General features: G+C 71.5%; 15 protein-coding genes and 1 pseudogene. 7 read left to right on the top strand and 9 right to left on the bottom strand.

All coding sequences use genetic code 11. The features are described from left to right. Positions 1–32: 32 nt before the first annotated feature. Positions 33–689 carry a response regulator gene (locus LIU39_RS28920; RefSeq protein WP_227049881.1) on the bottom strand — a complete coding sequence of 219 codons (657 nt, stop codon included), beginning with the start codon at positions 687–689 and terminating at the stop codon, positions 33–35. Between the two features lie 328 nt (positions 690–1017). On the opposite strand from LIU39_RS28920, the gene pdhA reads away from it, so the two are divergent. From pdhA to LIU39_RS28935, 3 genes are read left to right on the top strand one after another with little or no spacing between them, the layout of a single operon-like run. Beyond that, on the top strand, positions 1018–2208 hold the full coding sequence (pdhA, locus tag LIU39_RS28925; RefSeq protein WP_227049882.1) for a pyruvate dehydrogenase (acetyl-transferring) E1 component subunit alpha: 1191 nt from the start codon (positions 1018–1020) through the stop codon (positions 2206–2208). Between the two features lie 2 nt (positions 2209–2210). After that, complete coding sequence (locus LIU39_RS28930; protein WP_227049883.1) at positions 2211–3194, top strand: alpha-ketoacid dehydrogenase subunit beta; 984 nt, start codon at positions 2211–2213, stop codon at positions 3192–3194. Positions 3195–3217: 23 nt separating this feature from the next. After that, the gene (locus tag LIU39_RS28935) at positions 3218–4666 is read left to right on the top strand and encodes a dihydrolipoamide acetyltransferase family protein (protein WP_227049884.1); all 1449 of its coding nucleotides are present in this window, start codon (positions 3218–3220) and stop codon (positions 4664–4666) included. Positions 4667–4816: 150 nt separating this feature from the next. Here LIU39_RS28935 and LIU39_RS28940 read toward each other — a convergent pair whose 3' ends face one another. Further along, positions 4817–4993 carry a hypothetical protein gene (locus LIU39_RS28940; protein WP_227049885.1) on the bottom strand — a complete coding sequence of 59 codons (177 nt, stop codon included), beginning with the start codon at positions 4991–4993 and terminating at the stop codon, positions 4817–4819. A gap of 231 nt (positions 4994–5224) precedes the next feature. Between LIU39_RS28940 and LIU39_RS28945 the strand changes: the two genes are divergently transcribed. The 3 genes from LIU39_RS28945 (at position 5225) to LIU39_RS28955 (ending at position 8213) form a co-directional block, all read left to right on the top strand. Next, positions 5225–6061, top strand: a complete 837-nt coding sequence (locus LIU39_RS28945) for a GNAT family N-acetyltransferase (protein WP_227049886.1) — start codon at positions 5225–5227, stop codon at positions 6059–6061. A gap of 131 nt (positions 6062–6192) precedes the next feature. Further along, positions 6193–6888, top strand: coding sequence for a GntR family transcriptional regulator (locus LIU39_RS28950; protein ID WP_227049887.1), 696 nt, complete (start codon positions 6193–6195; stop codon positions 6886–6888). Continuing rightward, the gene (locus LIU39_RS28955; RefSeq protein WP_227049888.1) at positions 6885–8213 is read left to right on the top strand and encodes an MFS transporter; all 1329 of its coding nucleotides are present in this window, start codon (positions 6885–6887) and stop codon (positions 8211–8213) included. The genes LIU39_RS28950 and LIU39_RS28955 overlap by 4 nt, the downstream gene beginning before the upstream one ends. Positions 8214–8548: 335 nt before the next feature. Here the strand turns inward: LIU39_RS28955 and LIU39_RS28960 are convergent, their stop codons facing one another. After that, entirely contained in the window at positions 8549–9373 is an 825-nt protein-coding gene (locus tag LIU39_RS28960; RefSeq protein WP_227049889.1) for a maleylpyruvate isomerase family mycothiol-dependent enzyme, read from the bottom strand. Between the two features lie 270 nt (positions 9374–9643). Beyond that, a complete protein-coding gene (locus tag LIU39_RS28965; RefSeq protein WP_227049890.1) occupies positions 9644–10174 on the bottom strand; it encodes an LURP-one-related/scramblase family protein in 531 nt (176 codons plus the stop codon). A gap of 64 nt (positions 10175–10238) precedes the next feature. On the opposite strand from LIU39_RS28965, the gene LIU39_RS28970 reads away from it, so the two are divergent. Beyond that, positions 10239–12047, top strand: coding sequence for an NHL domain-containing thioredoxin family protein (locus LIU39_RS28970; RefSeq protein ID WP_227049891.1), 1809 nt, complete (start codon positions 10239–10241; stop codon positions 12045–12047). A 49-nt stretch (positions 12048–12096) separates the two neighbouring features. Here LIU39_RS28970 and LIU39_RS28975 read toward each other — a convergent pair whose 3' ends face one another. From LIU39_RS28975 to LIU39_RS28995, 5 genes and pseudogenes are all read right to left on the bottom strand, one after another. After that, positions 12097–12744: a DUF4232 domain-containing protein gene (locus tag LIU39_RS28975; protein WP_227049892.1), complete on the bottom strand. Its 648-nt coding sequence runs from the start codon at positions 12742–12744 to the stop codon at positions 12097–12099. Positions 12745–12897: 153 nt separating this feature from the next. Next, positions 12898–13824, bottom strand: coding sequence for a helix-turn-helix domain-containing protein (locus tag LIU39_RS28980; protein WP_227049893.1), 927 nt, complete (start codon positions 13822–13824; stop codon positions 12898–12900). Between the two features lie 193 nt (positions 13825–14017). After that, entirely contained in the window at positions 14018–14797 is a 780-nt protein-coding gene (locus tag LIU39_RS28985) for a hypothetical protein (protein WP_227049894.1), read from the bottom strand. Between the two features lie 240 nt (positions 14798–15037). Next, complete coding sequence (locus tag LIU39_RS28990) at positions 15038–15811, bottom strand: DUF4232 domain-containing protein (RefSeq protein WP_227049895.1); 774 nt, start codon at positions 15809–15811, stop codon at positions 15038–15040. Between the two features lie 109 nt (positions 15812–15920). Continuing rightward, positions 15921–16449: pseudogene (locus tag LIU39_RS28995) on the bottom strand (AfsR/SARP family transcriptional regulator); the annotation flags it as partial.

A 16449-nucleotide genomic window follows, 5' to 3' on the forward strand; every position in this document is an offset into this window, starting at 1 on the left:
CGGCGCGCCGGAGCGGCCGCCGTCCCGGCAGGTCAGCGGCGCTCGGCCTGCATCCGCGCGACGTAGGCGGCGGCCTGCGAGCGGCGGGCCATGCCGAGCTTGGAGAGCAGGCTGGAGACGTAGTTCTTGATCGTCTTCTCGGCGAGGTGCAGCCGTTCGCCGATGGCGCGGTTGGTCAGACCCTCGCCGATCAGGTCGAGGATCTTGCGCTCCTGGTCGGTGAGGCTCGCCAGCTTGTCGTCACCCTTGTCGGCGCCGCCCCGCAGCCGTTCCAGCACCCGGGCGGTGGCCACGGGGTCGAGCAGCGACTTCCCGGCCGCGACGTCACGGACGGCGGCCAGCAGCTCATTGCCGCGGATGGCCTTGAGGACATATCCGGATGCACCGGCCATGATCGCATCGAAAAGGGCCTCGTCGTCCGCGAACGAGGTGAGCATCAGGCAGGCAATGTCCTCGTTCTGCGAACGGATCTCGCGGCAGACCTCGACGCCGCTGCCGTCCGGTAGCCGGACATCGAGTACGGCGACGTCCGGACGCGTCGCCGGGATCCTGACCAGGGCATCTGCGGCGGTGCCTGCTTCACCGACCACTTCGATGTCGTCCTCGACCGCCAGCATTTCGTGAACGCCCCGCCGCACCACTTCGTGATCATCGAGCAGGAATACCGTGATTTTTCCGTCTTCGCGCACGGCTCCAGTCTCACACACCGACTCTTCCCGTGCTCCAGGTCACCGATATAACGTGCCGTTGTCCCGGCGGCCTGCAACGCTGTGACCAGGAGTTGTTCCCAGCCTTCGCGATTTACTTGGAAATCCAAGCAAAATCGCAGGTCAGGGCCGTTTCCACTTAGGCTTTGACAATAGGTAACGTGCAATGAGCAGGCCACCTTCCGGGGCGCTTTGTTCCACCCGGATCAGGCCGCGTTCGCACACACCCCGTGCGCCGTATCGGATACCGGGTGAGCCGCAATACGGCCACCGGCGGACCCCGGGGGCCGGACAGACGGAGGAGCAGCACGTGACCGTGGAAGGCACTGCCCAGCGGAAAAGCACCCGCAGCGGCAGCAAGCGCACCACCGCCAAAAAGGCGTCACCGGCCAAGGCCAAGGCCGCTGACCAGGCGGAAAGGGATCAGCTCGTTCAACTGCTGACACCCGAGGGCAAGCGGGTCGAGCACCCGGACTATGCGATCGATCTGTCCCCCGACGAACTGCGCGGTCTCTACCGCGACATGGTGCTGACGCGGAAGTTCGACGCCGAGGCCACCACGCTCCAGCGCCAGGGCGAGTTGGGCCTGTGGGCCTCGCTGCTCGGCCAGGAGGCCGCCCAGATCGGCTCGGGCCGCGCGCTGCGGGACGACGACTACGTCTTCCCGACCTACCGCGAGCACGGTGTGGCCTGGTGCCGCGGGGTCGACCCGACGAATCTGCTGGGCATGTTCCGTGGCGTCAACCACGGCGGCTGGGATCCCAACAGCAACAACTTCCACCTCTACACCATCGTCATCGGCGCGCAGACGCTGCACGCGACCGGTTATGCGATGGGTGTGCAGAAGGACGGCGCGGATTCCGCGGTCATCGCCTATTTCGGTGACGGTGCCTCCAGCCAGGGTGACGTCGCCGAATCCTTCACCTTCTCCGCGGTCTACAACGCCCCGGTCGTCTTCTTCTGCCAGAACAATCAGTGGGCGATTTCCGAGCCCACCGAGAAGCAGACCCGGGTTCCGCTCTACCAGCGCGCCCGCGGATTCGGCTTCCCCGGGGTCCGCGTCGACGGCAACGACGTACTGGCCTGTCTGGCCGTGACCAAGGCCGCCCTGGAACGGGCCCGTACCGGCCAGGGCCCGATGCTGGTCGAGGCGTTCACCTACCGGATGGGCGCGCACACCACGTCCGACGACCCGACGAAGTACCGGGCCGACGAGGAGACGCTGGCCTGGGAGGCCAAGGACCCGATCCTGCGGCTGCGGACGTACCTGGAGGCCGAGGGCCTCGTCGACGACGCCTACCTCGCCGGGATCGAGGAGGAGAGCGACGCCCTGGGCAAGCGGGTCCGCGAGGCCGTACGGGCGATGCCCGACCCGGACACCATGGCGATTTTCGAGAACGTCTATGCCGATGGGCATGCGCTCGTCGATGAGGAGCGCGCGCAGTTCGCCGCGTACCAGGCGTCGTTCGCCGACGCCGATGCCGCCGCGGAGGAGAACTGACCATGGCCGTCCACGAGAAGATCACCATCGCCAAGGCGATCAACGCCTCGCTGCGGGCCTCCATGGAGGCCGATCCCAAGGTCCTCGTGATGGGTGAGGACGTCGGCAAGCTCGGCGGCGTCTTCCGCGTCACCGACGGCCTCCAGAAGGACTTCGGCGAGGACCGGGTGATCGACACCCCGCTCGCCGAGTCCGGCATCGTCGGCACCGCGATCGGCATGGCCCTGCGCGGCTACCGCCCGGTCGTGGAGATCCAGTTCGACGGTTTCGTCTTCCCCGCCTACGACCAGATCGTCACCCAGCTCGCGAAGATGCACGCCCGCGCGCTGGGCAAGGTCAAGGTGCCCGTCGTCATCCGCATCCCGTACGCGGGCGGTATCGGCGCGGTCGAGCACCACTCCGAGTCCCCCGAGGCGCTGTTCGCGCATGTCGCAGGGCTCAAGTGCGTGACGCCTTCGAACGCGTCCGACGCCTACTGGATGCTCCAGCAGGCCATCGCGGGCGACGACCCGGTCATCTATTTCGAGCCCAAGCGCCGCTACCACGACAAGTCGCGCCTGGACACCGAGGCGATCCCGGACCCGCTGCACAAGGCCCGGGTCACCCAGGCCGGTTCGGACCTCACGCTCGCCGCCTACGGGCCGATGGTGAAGGTCTGTACGGACGTCGCCAAGGTCGCGGCCGAGGAGGGCAAGTCCGTCGAGGTCGTCGACCTGCGCTCGCTCTCCCCCGTCGACTTCGACACCGTCCAGGCGTCGGTGGAGAAGACCGGCCGCCTGGTGCTCGTGCACGAAGCTCCGGTCTTCCTCGGGATGGGCGCCGAGATCGCCGCCCGCATCACGGAGCGCTGCTTCTACCACCTGGAGGCCCCGGTGCTGCGGGTCGGCGGCTTCCACTCCCCGTATCCGCCGTCCCGGCTGGAGGACGAGTACCTCCCGGGCCTTGACCGGGTGCTCGACGCCGTCGACCGCGCGCTGGCGTACTGAGGGGTTTGAGGAGAGCCGTGACCATGACTGCAACCGCCGCCCAGGCACAGCGATTCCGCGAGTTCAAGATGCCCGACGTGGGCGAGGGACTCACCGAGGCCGAGATCCTCAAGTGGTACGTCCAGCCCGGCGACACCGTCGCCGACGGCCAGGTCGTCTGCGAGGTCGAGACCGCCAAGGCCGCCGTCGAACTGCCCATCCCCTACGACGGGGTGGTGCACACGCTGAACTTCGACGAGGGCAGCACCGTCGACGTCGGCACCGTCATCATTTCGGTGGACACCGACCCGGGCGCCGGCCCCGCCGGGGCACCGGCACCGCCACCGGCGCCGGTGGCGGCAGCCGTGCCGGAGCCGGCCGAGGAGGCCGAGCCGCAGGGCCGGCAGGCCGGGCTCGTCGGCTACGGCGCCGCCCCGTCATCGACCAAGCGCAGGCCGCGCAAGGCGCAGCCGGGTGTTCCGGCCCAGCAGGAGCCGGTGACCGCGGGCCTCCAGGCGGAGCTGAACGGGCGGGCCGCTCCGGCTCCCGCTCCGCAACCCGTGGTGCCTGCCGTGCCGACGGCGGGCCGCCCGCTGGCCAAGCCGCCGGTGCGCAAGCTCGCCAAGGACCTCGGCATCGACCTGGCCGCCGTGGTGCCGACGGGTGCCGACGGCGTGGTGACCCGCGAGGACGTGCACGCCGCGGCGTCCGCCGCCGTGTCGGTTTCACGTGAAACCGCGGCCGTTCCCGAGGAAGCCGCACCGGCAGCCGTCGGTGTGGTCGAGGCGGCCGCACGCGAGATCCGTATCCCGGTCAAGGGCGTGCGCAAGGCCACCGCGCAGGCGATGGTCGCCTCGGCCTTCACCGCGCCGCACGTCACGGAGTTCATCACCGTCGACGTCACCCGCACCATGAAGCTCGTTCAGGAGCTGAAGCAGGACCCGGACATGGCGGGCCTGCGCGTCAACCCGCTGCTCTTCGTCGCCAAGGCACTCCTGGTCGCCCTCAAGCGCCACCCGGAGGCCAATGCGTCCTGGGACGAGGAGCGCCAGGAGATCGTGCAGAAGGGCTACGTCAACCTCGGTATCGCCGCGGCCACCCCGCGCGGGCTGATCGTCCCGAACATCAAGGACGCGGGCGTCAGGACGCTGCCCCAACTCGCCGAGGAACTGGGCGCATTGGTCGCCACCGCCCGTGAGGGCAAGACCTCGCCGGCCGCGATGTCCGGCGGCACGGTCACGATCACCAACGTCGGCGTCTTCGGCGTCGACACCGGTACGCCGATCCTCAACCCGGGGGAGTCGGCGATCCTCGCCTTCGGCGCGGTCAAGCTGCAGCCGTGGGTCCACAAGGGCAAGGTCAAGCCCCGTCAGGTCACCACGCTCGCGTTGTCGTTCGATCACCGCCTGATCGACGGTGAGTTGGGCTCCAAGCTGCTCGCCGACATCGCGGGCATCCTGGAGAAGCCGAAGCGGCTGATGACCTGGGGCTAGCGCCCGAGGACAGCGAACGGCCCGTAACCGCAGTGGCGGTTACGGGCCGTTCCCGTCGGCCGGGTGGTCAGGAAACCCGCCCGCAAGGCGTAACTGTTCGTCCCCCGGGTGCCGTCGCGCCGCCCGTTCGTCGAGCGGTGCGGGCGGGTGTCAGCCGCGGATCAGTTCCACGGCACGGCTGAAGTGCGCGACCGGGCCCGTCGGGGCGGACGGATCGGCGTGCGTGGCGCTGCGGGCCAGGCTGGCGCCGGCCCACACGGCGGCGACGATCAGCGCCACCACAACGGTGTTCCGGGTGCGGCGGCCGGCGGTCGTCCTGAGCTGCATGGTGTTCCTCCCCCTCCAGTGCCGGAGCCTGTCCGGCTCCGCATCTCCATTCACCCACGAAATCCCGGCGGTTTCGTACGCGTCAGGTACGGATTCGGCTCCGACTTGAGGCGTACCAGGTATCCCCCTTCCGACATACGTGGGGCGGTCGGGCCCGGCCGCCGTGGGGGTGCGGGCGGTGCGACCGGAAAGGATTTGCCGCTGCCGTCGGCGCTGTTTAGCGTCAGCCCCATGAGCAGCGACATGATCATCCGGCCCTACCGGGCAGCCGACGAGGCGGCCGTCACCGACCTGTGGTCGCGGGCGGTGCGCCAGGCCCACCCCTTCATCCCGGGCGAGGGCGCAGGCGAACGGGCCCGCGCCCTGCGGGAGGTGTACCTCGTTCGGGCGGACAACTGGGTGGCCGAACGCGAGGGCACCGTCGTCGGCCTGCTGGGGCTGCTCGGGTCGGAGATCGGCGGCCTGTTCGTCGCGCCCGAGGCGCAGGGCCGCGGCACCGGCCGGGCCCTGGTCGAGCACGCCGCCTCGCTGCACGGCGCGCTCACCCTCGAAGTCTTCGCGCGCAACGACCGCGCCCGCAGGTTCTACGAGGGCCTCGGCTTCACCGAGCGGGCCCGCCGGGTGGACGAGGAGACCGGCGAGGTGCTGATCGCGCTGGACCGGACGGCGCCGCTGCGGTCGGTGTCCTGGCTGCATCTGCGCGACGGGCGGCTGCTGAGCGTCCGCACGCGCGGCAACGACACGTTCTATCTGCCCGGCGGCAAGTACGAGGAGGGGGAGACCGCGCCCGAGGCGCTCTCCCGCGAGCTGGCCGAGGAACTGGGCCTCACGGTTCCGGCCGGCCGGCTGACGGAGGCATTCGTCGTCCATGACATCGCCCACGGCCAGAACGGCCGCCGTCTGCACATGACGTGTTTCACCGGCGGCCCGCAGGACATCGAGCCGGTGCCCGGCCGGGAGATCGCCGCGTACGCCTGGTTCGACCGCCGGGAGGCGCGGGAGCGCTGTGCCCCGGCGCACTCCCAGGTTGTGGACCGGCTCGTGGCGCAGGGCCTGATGCGGGCCTGAGACCCGGCGGGGCCGGGATTCCGCCCGTCCCCGCCCGTTCCGCCTCGCGCGTTCGCTCCGCGCCCGCCCTTCCCTGTCCGCATCGTGGAAGGCACAGGCGTTCGTATACGTGTTGTATCTATCCTGTGCGCATGCCACCAGCGTCTGCACCCACCGTTCCCTCCCGGCAGAGCTCCGGGACCGCCCACGCCAAGCAGCCACCGGCCGCCGAGCGGGTCTACACCCACATCAAGGACGCCGTGCTCCAGCGCCGCTACGAGGGCGGCATGCTGCTCACGGAAGGCGAGCTGGCCGAGGCCGTCGGCGTATCGCGGACGCCGGTGCGGGAGGCGCTGCTGCGCCTTGAGGTCGAGGGGCTGATCAAGCTCTACCCGAAGAAGGGCGCGCTGGTGCTGCCGGTCTCCGCGCAGGAGATCGCCGACGTCGTCGAGACCCGGCTGCTGGTGGAGAAGCATGCGGCGGCCAAGGCGGTGCCGGCGCCCGAGGCGCTGCTCGCCGAGCTGGCCGAGCACCTGGAGACCATGCAGGAGCAGGCCGCGGCGGGTGACCTGGCCGCGGTCTCCGTCGCCGACCGCTGCTTCCACGCCGCCCTCGTGCGCAGCGCGGGCAACCAGATCCTCGACCGGCTCTACGAGCAGCTGCGGGACCGGCAGTTGCGGATGGGGGTCGCGGTGATGCACGCCCACCCCGACCGGATCGCCAAGAACATCGCCGAGCACGCCGAGATCCTCGACGCCCTGCGGGCCGGCGACACCGAAGCGGCCACCGTCGCCCTGCACCGGCACGTCAGCTGGGTCCGCAACCTCGCCCAGGGGGACGACCGATGAGCGGCACCACCGGCGTCGGCAACTCCCCGGCCCGCACCCTGGGCGGCGATCCGCCCGGCGGCGGCAAGGCCATGGCCGTCTGGGGCATCGGCGTCGCCGTCTACTTCGTCGCGATCACCTATCGGACGAGCCTGGGCGTGGCCGGCCTGGACGCCGCCGAGCGCTTTCACATCAACGCCTCGGCCCTGTCCACCTTCTCGATACTCCAGCTGCTGGTCTACGCCGGCATGCAGATACCCGTCGGCCTCCTGGTCGACCGGCTCGGCGCCAAGAAGGTGCTGGCCCTCGGCGCGGTGCTCTACACCCTCGGCCAGTTCGGCTTCGCGTTCTCCAGCTCGTACGGCATGGCGCTCGGCTCGCGTGCGCTGCTCGGCTGCGGTGACGCGATGACGTTCATCAGCGTGCTGCGGCTGGGCGCCCGGTGGTTCCCGGCCCGCCGCGGCCCGCTGATCGCGCAGATCGCCGCGCTGGTCGGCATGGCGGGCAACCTCGTCTCCACCCTGGTACTGGCCCGGCTGCTGCACTCCTTCGGCTGGACGCCGACCTTCGCCGCCAGCGCGCTGGGCGGCATCGTCGTCCTCGTCGTGCTGCTGGTGTTCCTCAAGGACCATCCGGAGGGCTTCGAGCCGCCGCCGGCTCCCGCCGGGCACACCGGCATCGCCTTCATCCGCCGGCAGATCGCGGACGCCTGGCATGAGCCCGGCACCCGGATCGGCATGTGGATCCACTTCACGACCCAGTTCCCCGCAATGTTCTTCCTGCTGCTGTGGGGACTGCCGTTCCTCGTCGAGGCACAGGGCCTGTCCCGGGGCACCGCGGGCGAACTGCTCACCCTCATCGTGCTCTCCAACATGGCCGTCGGCCTGGTCTACGGGCAGCTCATCGCCCGCCATCACGCGGCGCGGCTGCCACTGGCGTTCGGGACCACCGCGGTGACCGCCGTGGTGTGGGCGCTCACCGTGTTCTGGCCCGGTGCGCACGCGCCGATGCCGCTGCTGATCGTGCTGTGTCTGGTGCTGGGGGCATGCGGCCCCGCCTCGATGATCGGCTTCGACTTCGCCCGCCCGGCCAACCCGCCCGAGCGCCAGGGCACCGCTTCCGGCATCGTCAACATGGGCGGCTTCACCGCCTCGATGACGACGCTGCTGGCCGTCGGGGTGCTGCTGGACGCGACCGGCGACAACTACCGGATCGCCTTCGCCTCGGTCTTCATCCTGGAGGCGATCGGCGTCTCGCAGGTCCTGCGCCTCCGGAGCCGTGCGGTACGCCGCGAGCAGGAGCGGCTTGTGGTGAGCCGGGTCGAGGCCGTCCACGTCCCTGCCTGACGACGGGAGCGGCGGCCGGGGCGGCGGTGTCACCGGAGCGGGCCGGGCCGGCGTCCGTCCCGCCCGCTCGGCATCGTCCGCGCGAGCTGCATCTCCGGCGTCGTCTTCCTGGCGCTCGGCGCCCCTGGGATCACCGGCCTCGGGGCGCCAACGGCTTTACACGATCGGCCAGTTGACCGTGCGGATCGCCGGATGGTGTTTCACGTGAAACGGTGTCATCGGCGTGGGCGACCGGCCGGGAGCGGGGAGGTCAAGCCTCCGCTGCCCGCGAACTTTTCGCCGTCCCCCGTTGCACGGCTTCTTCCGGGCCCCGGGCTGACGGCCCGCCGTGCGGCCTACGGCGTGACGGCGAAGTGGTCCAGGATCACTTCGGCCAGCTCGCGGTCTCCGTCGATCTTGATCTGGTCGGCGACGGCGGCCGGCCGGACCCGGCCGCAGGCCAGCCGGGCGAAGATGTCCCAGTCCAGCGCGAGGGTCACGGTGGGGCCGAGCGAGACGCTGCCGTTGACCGTGCCGTGGCCCTGGGCGTCGACGCGGACCGTGCGCATGAACTCCACGGGGCCGGCCACATCGAAGACCACCGCCGCATCGGCAGGCGCCTGTGCCCGCTTGGCGACGATCACGGGCAGCGCCTTCACCAGCAGATCGCGGGCCACATACGCACCGGGCGAGTCGAGATTGCCCGGCTTGCCCAGTGCGCGGCGCAGGTCCTGCTCGTGCACCCAGACGTCGAACGCCCGCTGCTGCAGCACGAAATCGAGCGACCGGTCCTCGTCGAGCGGGCTGCGCACCACCGCGTCGGGCTGCCGGCTCTCGTTGCGCAGCTGACGGGAGCGGCGGATGACGGTGTATTCGAGTTCGGAGAGCATCTCCGGCGCGGTGTGGTGCCGGCGGACGTCGACCTGGACCTCCATGCGGCGGGCCGACTCACTGCGCACGTGGTAGAGGTCGCGCGGCAGCGAGTGGATCGGCCGCGGGTCGCCGAGCATCTCGCTTTCCAGGCCGATGATGTGGGAGACGACATCGCGAACGGACCACCCTGGGAGGTCCGTCGCCCTGCTCCATTCGCCTTCGACGAGCGGTGTCACCAGCTCGGCTATCGCTTCTATGGAGTGCGTCCAGGCATCGATGGAGGACTGAAGGCTGGGATGGACGGTCACGTGACCCCTCGGACGGTTCGTACGCGGGCTGCTGTCTGGCAGTTAAGTTACGCTGCGCACGGGCACCCCGGCAGTGCTTTCGGATGACCATCGTAGGTGGATTTCTGTCGGCGGACCGGCTTGAGACCCTGAGCGATGGTACTGTGCCCGGCCGCCTCGCTCCAGACCCGTACAGACCCTCCGTAAATGGTCAATTCCCGGCGTGTGCAGGCCGCTTGGCCCGTTTGTGAGCAGGCGGAGCGGCCCCGTGATCCGCCCCGCGGCCCGGCATCAGTCCTCGCCCCGCTCCCGCTCCGCCATCCTGATCACGCACACCGCGACGGCGATCAGCAGCGGCGGATCCGCGTCCTCCCGGACGACGTTGATGCCGTAGGTCTCGCGCAGGGTCAGCCAACGCCGGGAGATCTCGGCGAGCAGTTCGCCGTCGTACTCGACCGCGAACTCCCGGTCGAGGATCTTGCCGCTGACGTCCAGCTCGGTGCCGTCCGCCAGCTCGACGCGGTAGTGGTGGCGCAGCAGCGAGAGCCGCTTGCGCTTGATGACGGCCAGCGTCCGGTCGTCCCGCTCGATGGTCATCGCGTCGCGCAGGCTCAGCATCTTCTTGCGGATGGTGATCAGTACCCGGCCGTCGGTGTCCTTCAGCTCGAAGGTCTCCCGCAGCCGCAGCGCCTTCCCGTCCACGAGGTAGGCGTGCCGCCCATGGTCGTCCTCGATCCAGTAGTCGTCACCGATGCCGAAGATCCGGTCGCGGACGAGGTACTTGCGAGGGTGCGGGGAGTGGCCCCCGGGGAATTGCTGCATGGGTGACGTGTTCCCCGGGGCCCCGGCGGAATGCGTACGCACCGGGGTGACGTTGAATGTGGACATGGCTTCACGTGCACGCGTCCGCGCCCCCGAGCTGACCGGCGAGGGCGGCTGGCTGAACACGGGCGACATCGAACTCACCCTCTCCGACCTGCGAGGACGCATCGTCGTCCTCGATTTCTGGACCTTTTGCTGTGTGAACTGTCTGCACGTTCTCGACGAGCTGCGGGAGCTGGAGGAACGGCACCGCGACACCGTCGTGATCATCGGCGTGCACTCGCCCAAGTTCGTGCACGAAGCCGAACACCAGGCCGTCGTGGACGCCGTCGAGCGGTACGGCGTCGAGCACCCGGTGCTCGACGACCCCGAGCTGGCCACCTGGAAGCAGTACGCGGTGCGGGCCTGGCCGACCCTCGTCGTCATCGACCCCGAGGGCTATGTCGTCGCCCAGCACGCCGGCGAGGGCCATGCGCACGCCATCGAGACGCTGGTCGAAGAGCTGGAGGCCGAGCACGCGGCGAAGGGGACGCTGCGCCGCGGCGACGGCCCGTACGTACCGCCCGAGCCGGTCGCCGGTGATCTGCGCTTCCCCGGCAAGGCGCTGCGCCTGCCAGCCGGCACCTTCCTCGTCTCGGACACCACCCGGCACCAGCTCGTGGAGCTGTCCGCCGACGGCGAGCGGGTGCTGCGCCGGATCGGGTCCGGCGAGCGGGGCCTGGACGCCGGTGGCCTCAACGAGCCGCAGGGACTGGCGCTGCTGCCCGACGGCACGGTCGCCGTGGCGGACACGGTGAATCACGCGATCCGGGTGTTCGACCCCGAGAGCGGCACGCTGGAGACGGTGGCCGGCACCGGCAGGCAGTGGTGGCAGGGCTCGCCCACCTCGGGCCGGGCCCGGGAGACCGACCTCTCCTCGCCCTGGGACGTCGCCTGGTGGCAGGACCGGCTGTGGATCGCGATGGCCGGTGTCCACCAGCTGTGGACGTACGACCCGGCGACCGGCACGGTCGAGGCCGCGGCGGGCACCACCAACGAGGGCCTGGTGGACGGGCCGGCCGCCGAGGCGTGGTTCGCGCAGCCCTCCGGGCTCGCGGCCGGCGGCGACCGGCTGTGGGTCGCCGACTCGGAGACCAGCGCGCTGCGCTGGGTGGAGCGCGCCGACGGGGACGCCGGATATGTGGTGCGTACCGCCGTCGGCACCGGGCTGTTCGACTTCGGGCACCGTGATGGGGCCGCGGAGCAGGCGCTGTTGCAGCATCCGCTGGGTGTCACGGCGCTGCCCGACGGCTCGGTGGCCGTCGCCGACACGTACAACCACGCGCTGCGCCGCTTCGACCCCGCGAGCGGCGAGGTGACCACGCTCGCGACGGACCTGCGGGAGCCGTCGGACGCGGTGCTCGTCGACGACGACATCGTCGTGGTGGAGTCGGCGCGGCACCGCCTGACCCGGCTGCGTCTTCCCGAGGAGGCGGTCCGCGTCGAGTCGGTCGCCCACCGCACCCAGCGCGCGGCCACCGAGGTCGCGCCGGGTGCCCTGCGGCTCGACGTGGTCTTCCAGGCCCCCGCGGGACAGAAGCTGGACACCCGCTACGGCCCGTCGACCCGCCTGCTGGTCAGCGCGACGCCGCCGGAGCTGCTGGCCGAGGGGTCCGGCGCGGGCACCGACCTCGCACGCGACCTGGTGCTCGCCGACGGCGTGACCGAAGGGGTGCTGCACGTCTCGGCGATGGCCGCGTCCTGCGACGACGATCCGGAGATCGAGTACCCGGCCTGCCATGTGCACCAGCAGGACTGGGGCGTACCGGTCATGGTCACCGAAGGCGGACAGGCCCGGTTGGGGCTGGTGCTTGCGGGGCTGGACGCGGCATAGCAAGAGGCGGCGGTTTCACGTGAAACCGCCGCCTGCCAGCGGTAGTTGGTCAGCTGTCGGACCGGATCTTCGCCGCCAGCTTGGCTCCGGACAGCAGCCCGTTCCAGTTGGTGACCTTGGTGGTGCCGACGGAGATGTGATCGTTCTTCTCGGCGAAGGGGAAGTCGGTCTGCCCGATGGTCATGTCCGAGCGGCTGGTCATGAACTCGATGTGCACGGTCTTCTTCGGGGTGCCCTTGGCGGCGGCGGTGCCGGTCGGAATGACCGCGTACGCCTTGCTCTTCGGACGCACGTCGACCTTGGTGTCGTCCATGAGGCCCGGCTCGCCCTGGAGCAGCGGCAGCGGCTTCGCGGCGCTGTCGAACCGCAGCCGGGGCGCGTTGTGCAGCCGGCAGGTGGTGCTCGACGAGTTGAAGAACGTGACCGTCACATAGCCCTGCGGGTTCGACTGCTGGGCGAACCGGATCTTGTAGTTGTCGGGCCGGCAGTCCCGGATCCGATGCGCCGCGGCACCCGCGCCCGCCGCGCCACCAGCGGCGGCGATCCTGTGCTTCTTGCTCTGGTGGCTCGACGAAGAGGAGTGCTTCTTCGACTTCTTCGAGTGGCTGTTGCAGCCCGTCAGCGCGAGCGTGCCGCACAGTCCGATGGCCAGCGCGGCACAGGCGGTGGAACGGCGGCGGGAGCGGTGTGCGGTCATCGGTGGTTCCCCCAGTGAGTTACTGCGATCAGCTGTGCGTCTGTGTCATGGCACCGCCACGATAGCGACTCGTGTCCGCTGCGCCGGGGCGGGACCGGCAGGGCGCGGGACCGGCCGGGCGGGGCGGGCGCGGCCCGCCCGGAAATGTCGTCATCAGTGCGGGCAGACCGGCAGTTCGATGTTCCCCAGCTGCTCGGGACGGACCCGGATTCCCGGCATCCACGCCTCGCCGCCGGCGTGCTCGACGCGTAGCCAGATGCTGCTGTGCCCGCCCACCTCGTCGGTGATCGAGACGCCGTCGGCGATCCGGCAGCGGGCGCGCAGCACGTCGCCGTGCCAGACGTGCCCGACGATGTTGGAGGGGCCGTAGGGCACGTACGGGTCGCGGGCCAGGCCGAGCCTGCAGTTCGGGCTGTGGCTGTGCTGGCAGGCCAGCTCGACGTTGTTGACGGTGAAGCGGGCGGTGTTGGTGGCCGCGGGCGCCGCGTCCCCGGAAGCGCCGGGGGCGTCCCCTAATGAGCCGGTGAGCGTCGTGACGGCGAATGCGGCGGCGGCCAGGACGAGGGCGGTACCGAGGCCGGCGAGCGCCAGGCGCAGCCGGCGGCGGCCCGGTGCGGCGGCAGCCGGGTCCTCGGCGGCCGTGGCGGCGGGCCCCGCGCCTCCCGGCGCCACCGGTACGGGCCCCTCGCCCGCTCCGCCCGCCGCATCGCCGCCGCGCTCCCCCGCAGCGGCCTGCGCCCCCGTCGCCTGCGCCTGGGGCGTCTCGTTCGCCTGCTGGGCGCGGTGCAGCAGTTCGACGAGGGCGGGCAGCCGGTCCTCGCCGGTGAAGGAGAGCTTGCACCACTGCACGAGCAGACGTTCGTCGGGCAGGCTCTGGCCGCGCAGGTACCGCGAGAGGGAGGAGCGGCTGGCGGGCAGCCTGTTCTCCATTTCCTTGAGGCTGTAGCCCAGTTCACCGTGCATCCGCCGCAGGGCGGAGACGAATTCCCGTATGGGGCCTGAGAGTTCGGCGGGCAGCGGGGCGAGCGGCTTGCGGCGGGCGTTCGCGGCGTGGTTCTGGTGGCCAGGCACGCCTCGCATTCCAGCACAGTGGGCATACGCGCGCGAGAGGCACTTCCGCTCCCCTGTGACGGAAGTGCCCCTCGTGACACGATCCGGACCGCACGCGGATCGAACCGTGAAAATTGCGCGCCCCGCAGGGCCGCGGATCAGTCCCCGAACACCACCGGGCGGTACGGCGTGAACTCGGTATCGCCGCCCGGCAGTCCGTAGGTCAGGCTCCGGTGGTCGGTGCCGTGGCCGCCGCGCTGCTCGTACGCGGTGTACGCGCGGTGCGCGGCGTCGTTCCACTTCTCGAAGAGCACGACGTGCCGGGTGTCGCTGCTGCCGTCGGCGGTGAGTCAGGTGGCGGCCCGCCGGAGCGCCTCCTCCCGGGAGGGGCCGGGCTGTTGGGGCGGCCCGCCGCCCCGACCGGTATGCCGGGCAGCCGGTCCTGCGGTATGGCCACGGCGACCATGCCGAGGAAGCCGCCGACCGGGCCCGTGAGGTGCGCCATGTACGTCGAGCAGGCGCTGCCTTCGCAGACCGTGCGGCCGGTGTCGACCTGGTGGTCCGCGGTGATCCGGTCCTGTCCTGCGGCGGACGTGTTGATCATTCCGACGGAGGGCGAGCCGACGTCGGCGGCGGCGTGCACCAGCCCACGGGTGCCCCAGGTGGGGAAGCCGGCGGACTGCGGTGCCGCGGCGGGCGCCGTCCGTACGGAACCGGTGGTGGCCGCCTTCGCCCCCGCGGGAGCCTGGCCGCCGTACGCCGCACCGGCGAAGCCCGCGACGCCGATGCCGGCCGCCGCGACCGAGGGCAGCACCCGGCGCAGAACGGTGCGCCGCAGCGCCGGGCCGCCGCCCGCAGGTGCCGCTCCGGCGCCCGGTGCGTGGTGGCTGTCCGTGGGGCTTGCGCCGTGTGCCGTGTACGTGGTGCCGTCGTGCATCCGCTTGCCCTCCGCGTCCGGCCGGTCGAGAAGTCGCCGGGCGTCCGGCCCGGCGGCGGTCATCATCGTCGCCCCGCCGTCCCGCCGCTTTGGCCGGGATTCGTCCCGTGGGACGCGGCCACTCCCGTTCCAGGGCTGTGACCTGCCCGAACGGCCTGATCGCGGATCACGCGCGGGACAACGGGAGGCCCCGCGTGGGACATGACGGGACATCGGGAGCGTGCACGTACCGAGGGTGGACGTGCGGCAGGGCGCCCGCTGGGGGATGCGGGCGCCCTGGTTCGATGGGGTGGCCGTGATGGCGGCCTACCACTGGGTGGCGTCGGCGGGATCCGCCTGCCAGTACGTGACCCAGGCGCTGTCGTCGATGTACGCCGAGCCGCCCGGCAGCCCGACCTGCGCGGCGCCGCCGGAACTGCCCTGCCCGTCGCGGCCTGCCAGGAGGACCGAGAGGGAGGTCCTGGTGTGGCCGTGCGCGCCGCCGCCGTCGGGCGATGAGGTCAGCACCCCGGCGTAGCCGGAATCGCCGGGGGCGAGACTGACGACCGCCTGCGGCTTGCTGTCGTCGAAGGAGGCGACGGGGGCCTGCTCGTCGTCGAACCGCAGGAACGGGTACGCGTACAGGTCGCAGGTGCTGCCCGAGGTGTTCTTGACCTCCAGCAGCAGGTGGTTGACGGGACGGGTGAGCGTCGCTGCGGTGAGGTGCAGGCGGGCGGCGTCGCAGGGCTGGTGGCGGCCGGTGTCCGCGGTGCCGCTGCCGGACTCCGTGGCGGTGTCCGGGCCGGCCGCGTTCCCGCTGGGCGCGGAGGACGGCTGCCCGTCCGACGCGCTGCCGGTGCCCTTGCCCTGCGCCGTCCCGCCGTTCCCGGGAGCCGGGTCCTTGGCGTCCTGCGGCGCCGGGTCGAAGGACTCGGCGCCGTGCGTTTCGGGCGGACCGTCGGGGCCGCCGCAGGCGGTGAGGGTGAGCGCGGCGACGGCGGTGAGACCGGCCGCCGCGATCCGCAGGGTGCGACGCCTGGCGGCGCTCCGGCCGCTGCCACGGCGGGAAGCGGCGTCGGGGGTGCGTGCGGTGCGGGGCATGAGGTCTCTCCCGTTGGGGGTGCGTCCTGCTGTGCCACCACACTGCCGCCCGCCGCTGCCGTGCCACTAACGGACGCCTAACGCACCGCCCGGCCCCGGCCGGCCCCGCTCAGTCGGTCCCGCCGGGCCCCCCGCCGCCGTCCGCTTCTCCTGAGTGGTCCTTCTTGTCCCGCGCGAACAGCTGCGTGAGCGCGCTGATCGTGTAGACATCGGTGGCTTCCTCGTCCACCAGGTGCATGTCGGCGAGCCGGTCCAGGCCGTCCTGGGTGCGCTCCGGGTCGTAGCCGGCCAGCGCCGCCGCCACCGAGGCGTTGAGATGCCCGTCGGCGCTGGTGGCCAGGGCGCTCAGCAGCCGGGCGTCGTCCGCCGACAGCCGGGCGACGGACATCCGCAGCGCGGCGGCGATACCGGTGTCCTCCGCCGACAGCAGGGCCAGCCGCCGCCGTTCGTCGCGCAGCGCGGCGGCCAGCCGGGCCAGCCGCCAGCGTGGCCTGGCCGTCAGCTGGGCGGCGGCGGCCCGCAGCGCCAGCGGCAGCCCGTCGCACAGCGCGACGAGTTCCCGGGCGGCCGCCGGGTCCTCGGCGACCCGCTCCGCCCCGAGCATGGCGCCGAGCAGCGCCGCGCCCTCCGCGTGGCCG

Origin of the sequence: Streptomyces pinistramenti (assembly GCF_020564935.1) — a bacterium.
GTDB classification, from domain to species: Bacteria; Actinomycetota; Actinomycetes; order Streptomycetales; family Streptomycetaceae; genus Streptomyces; species Streptomyces pinistramenti.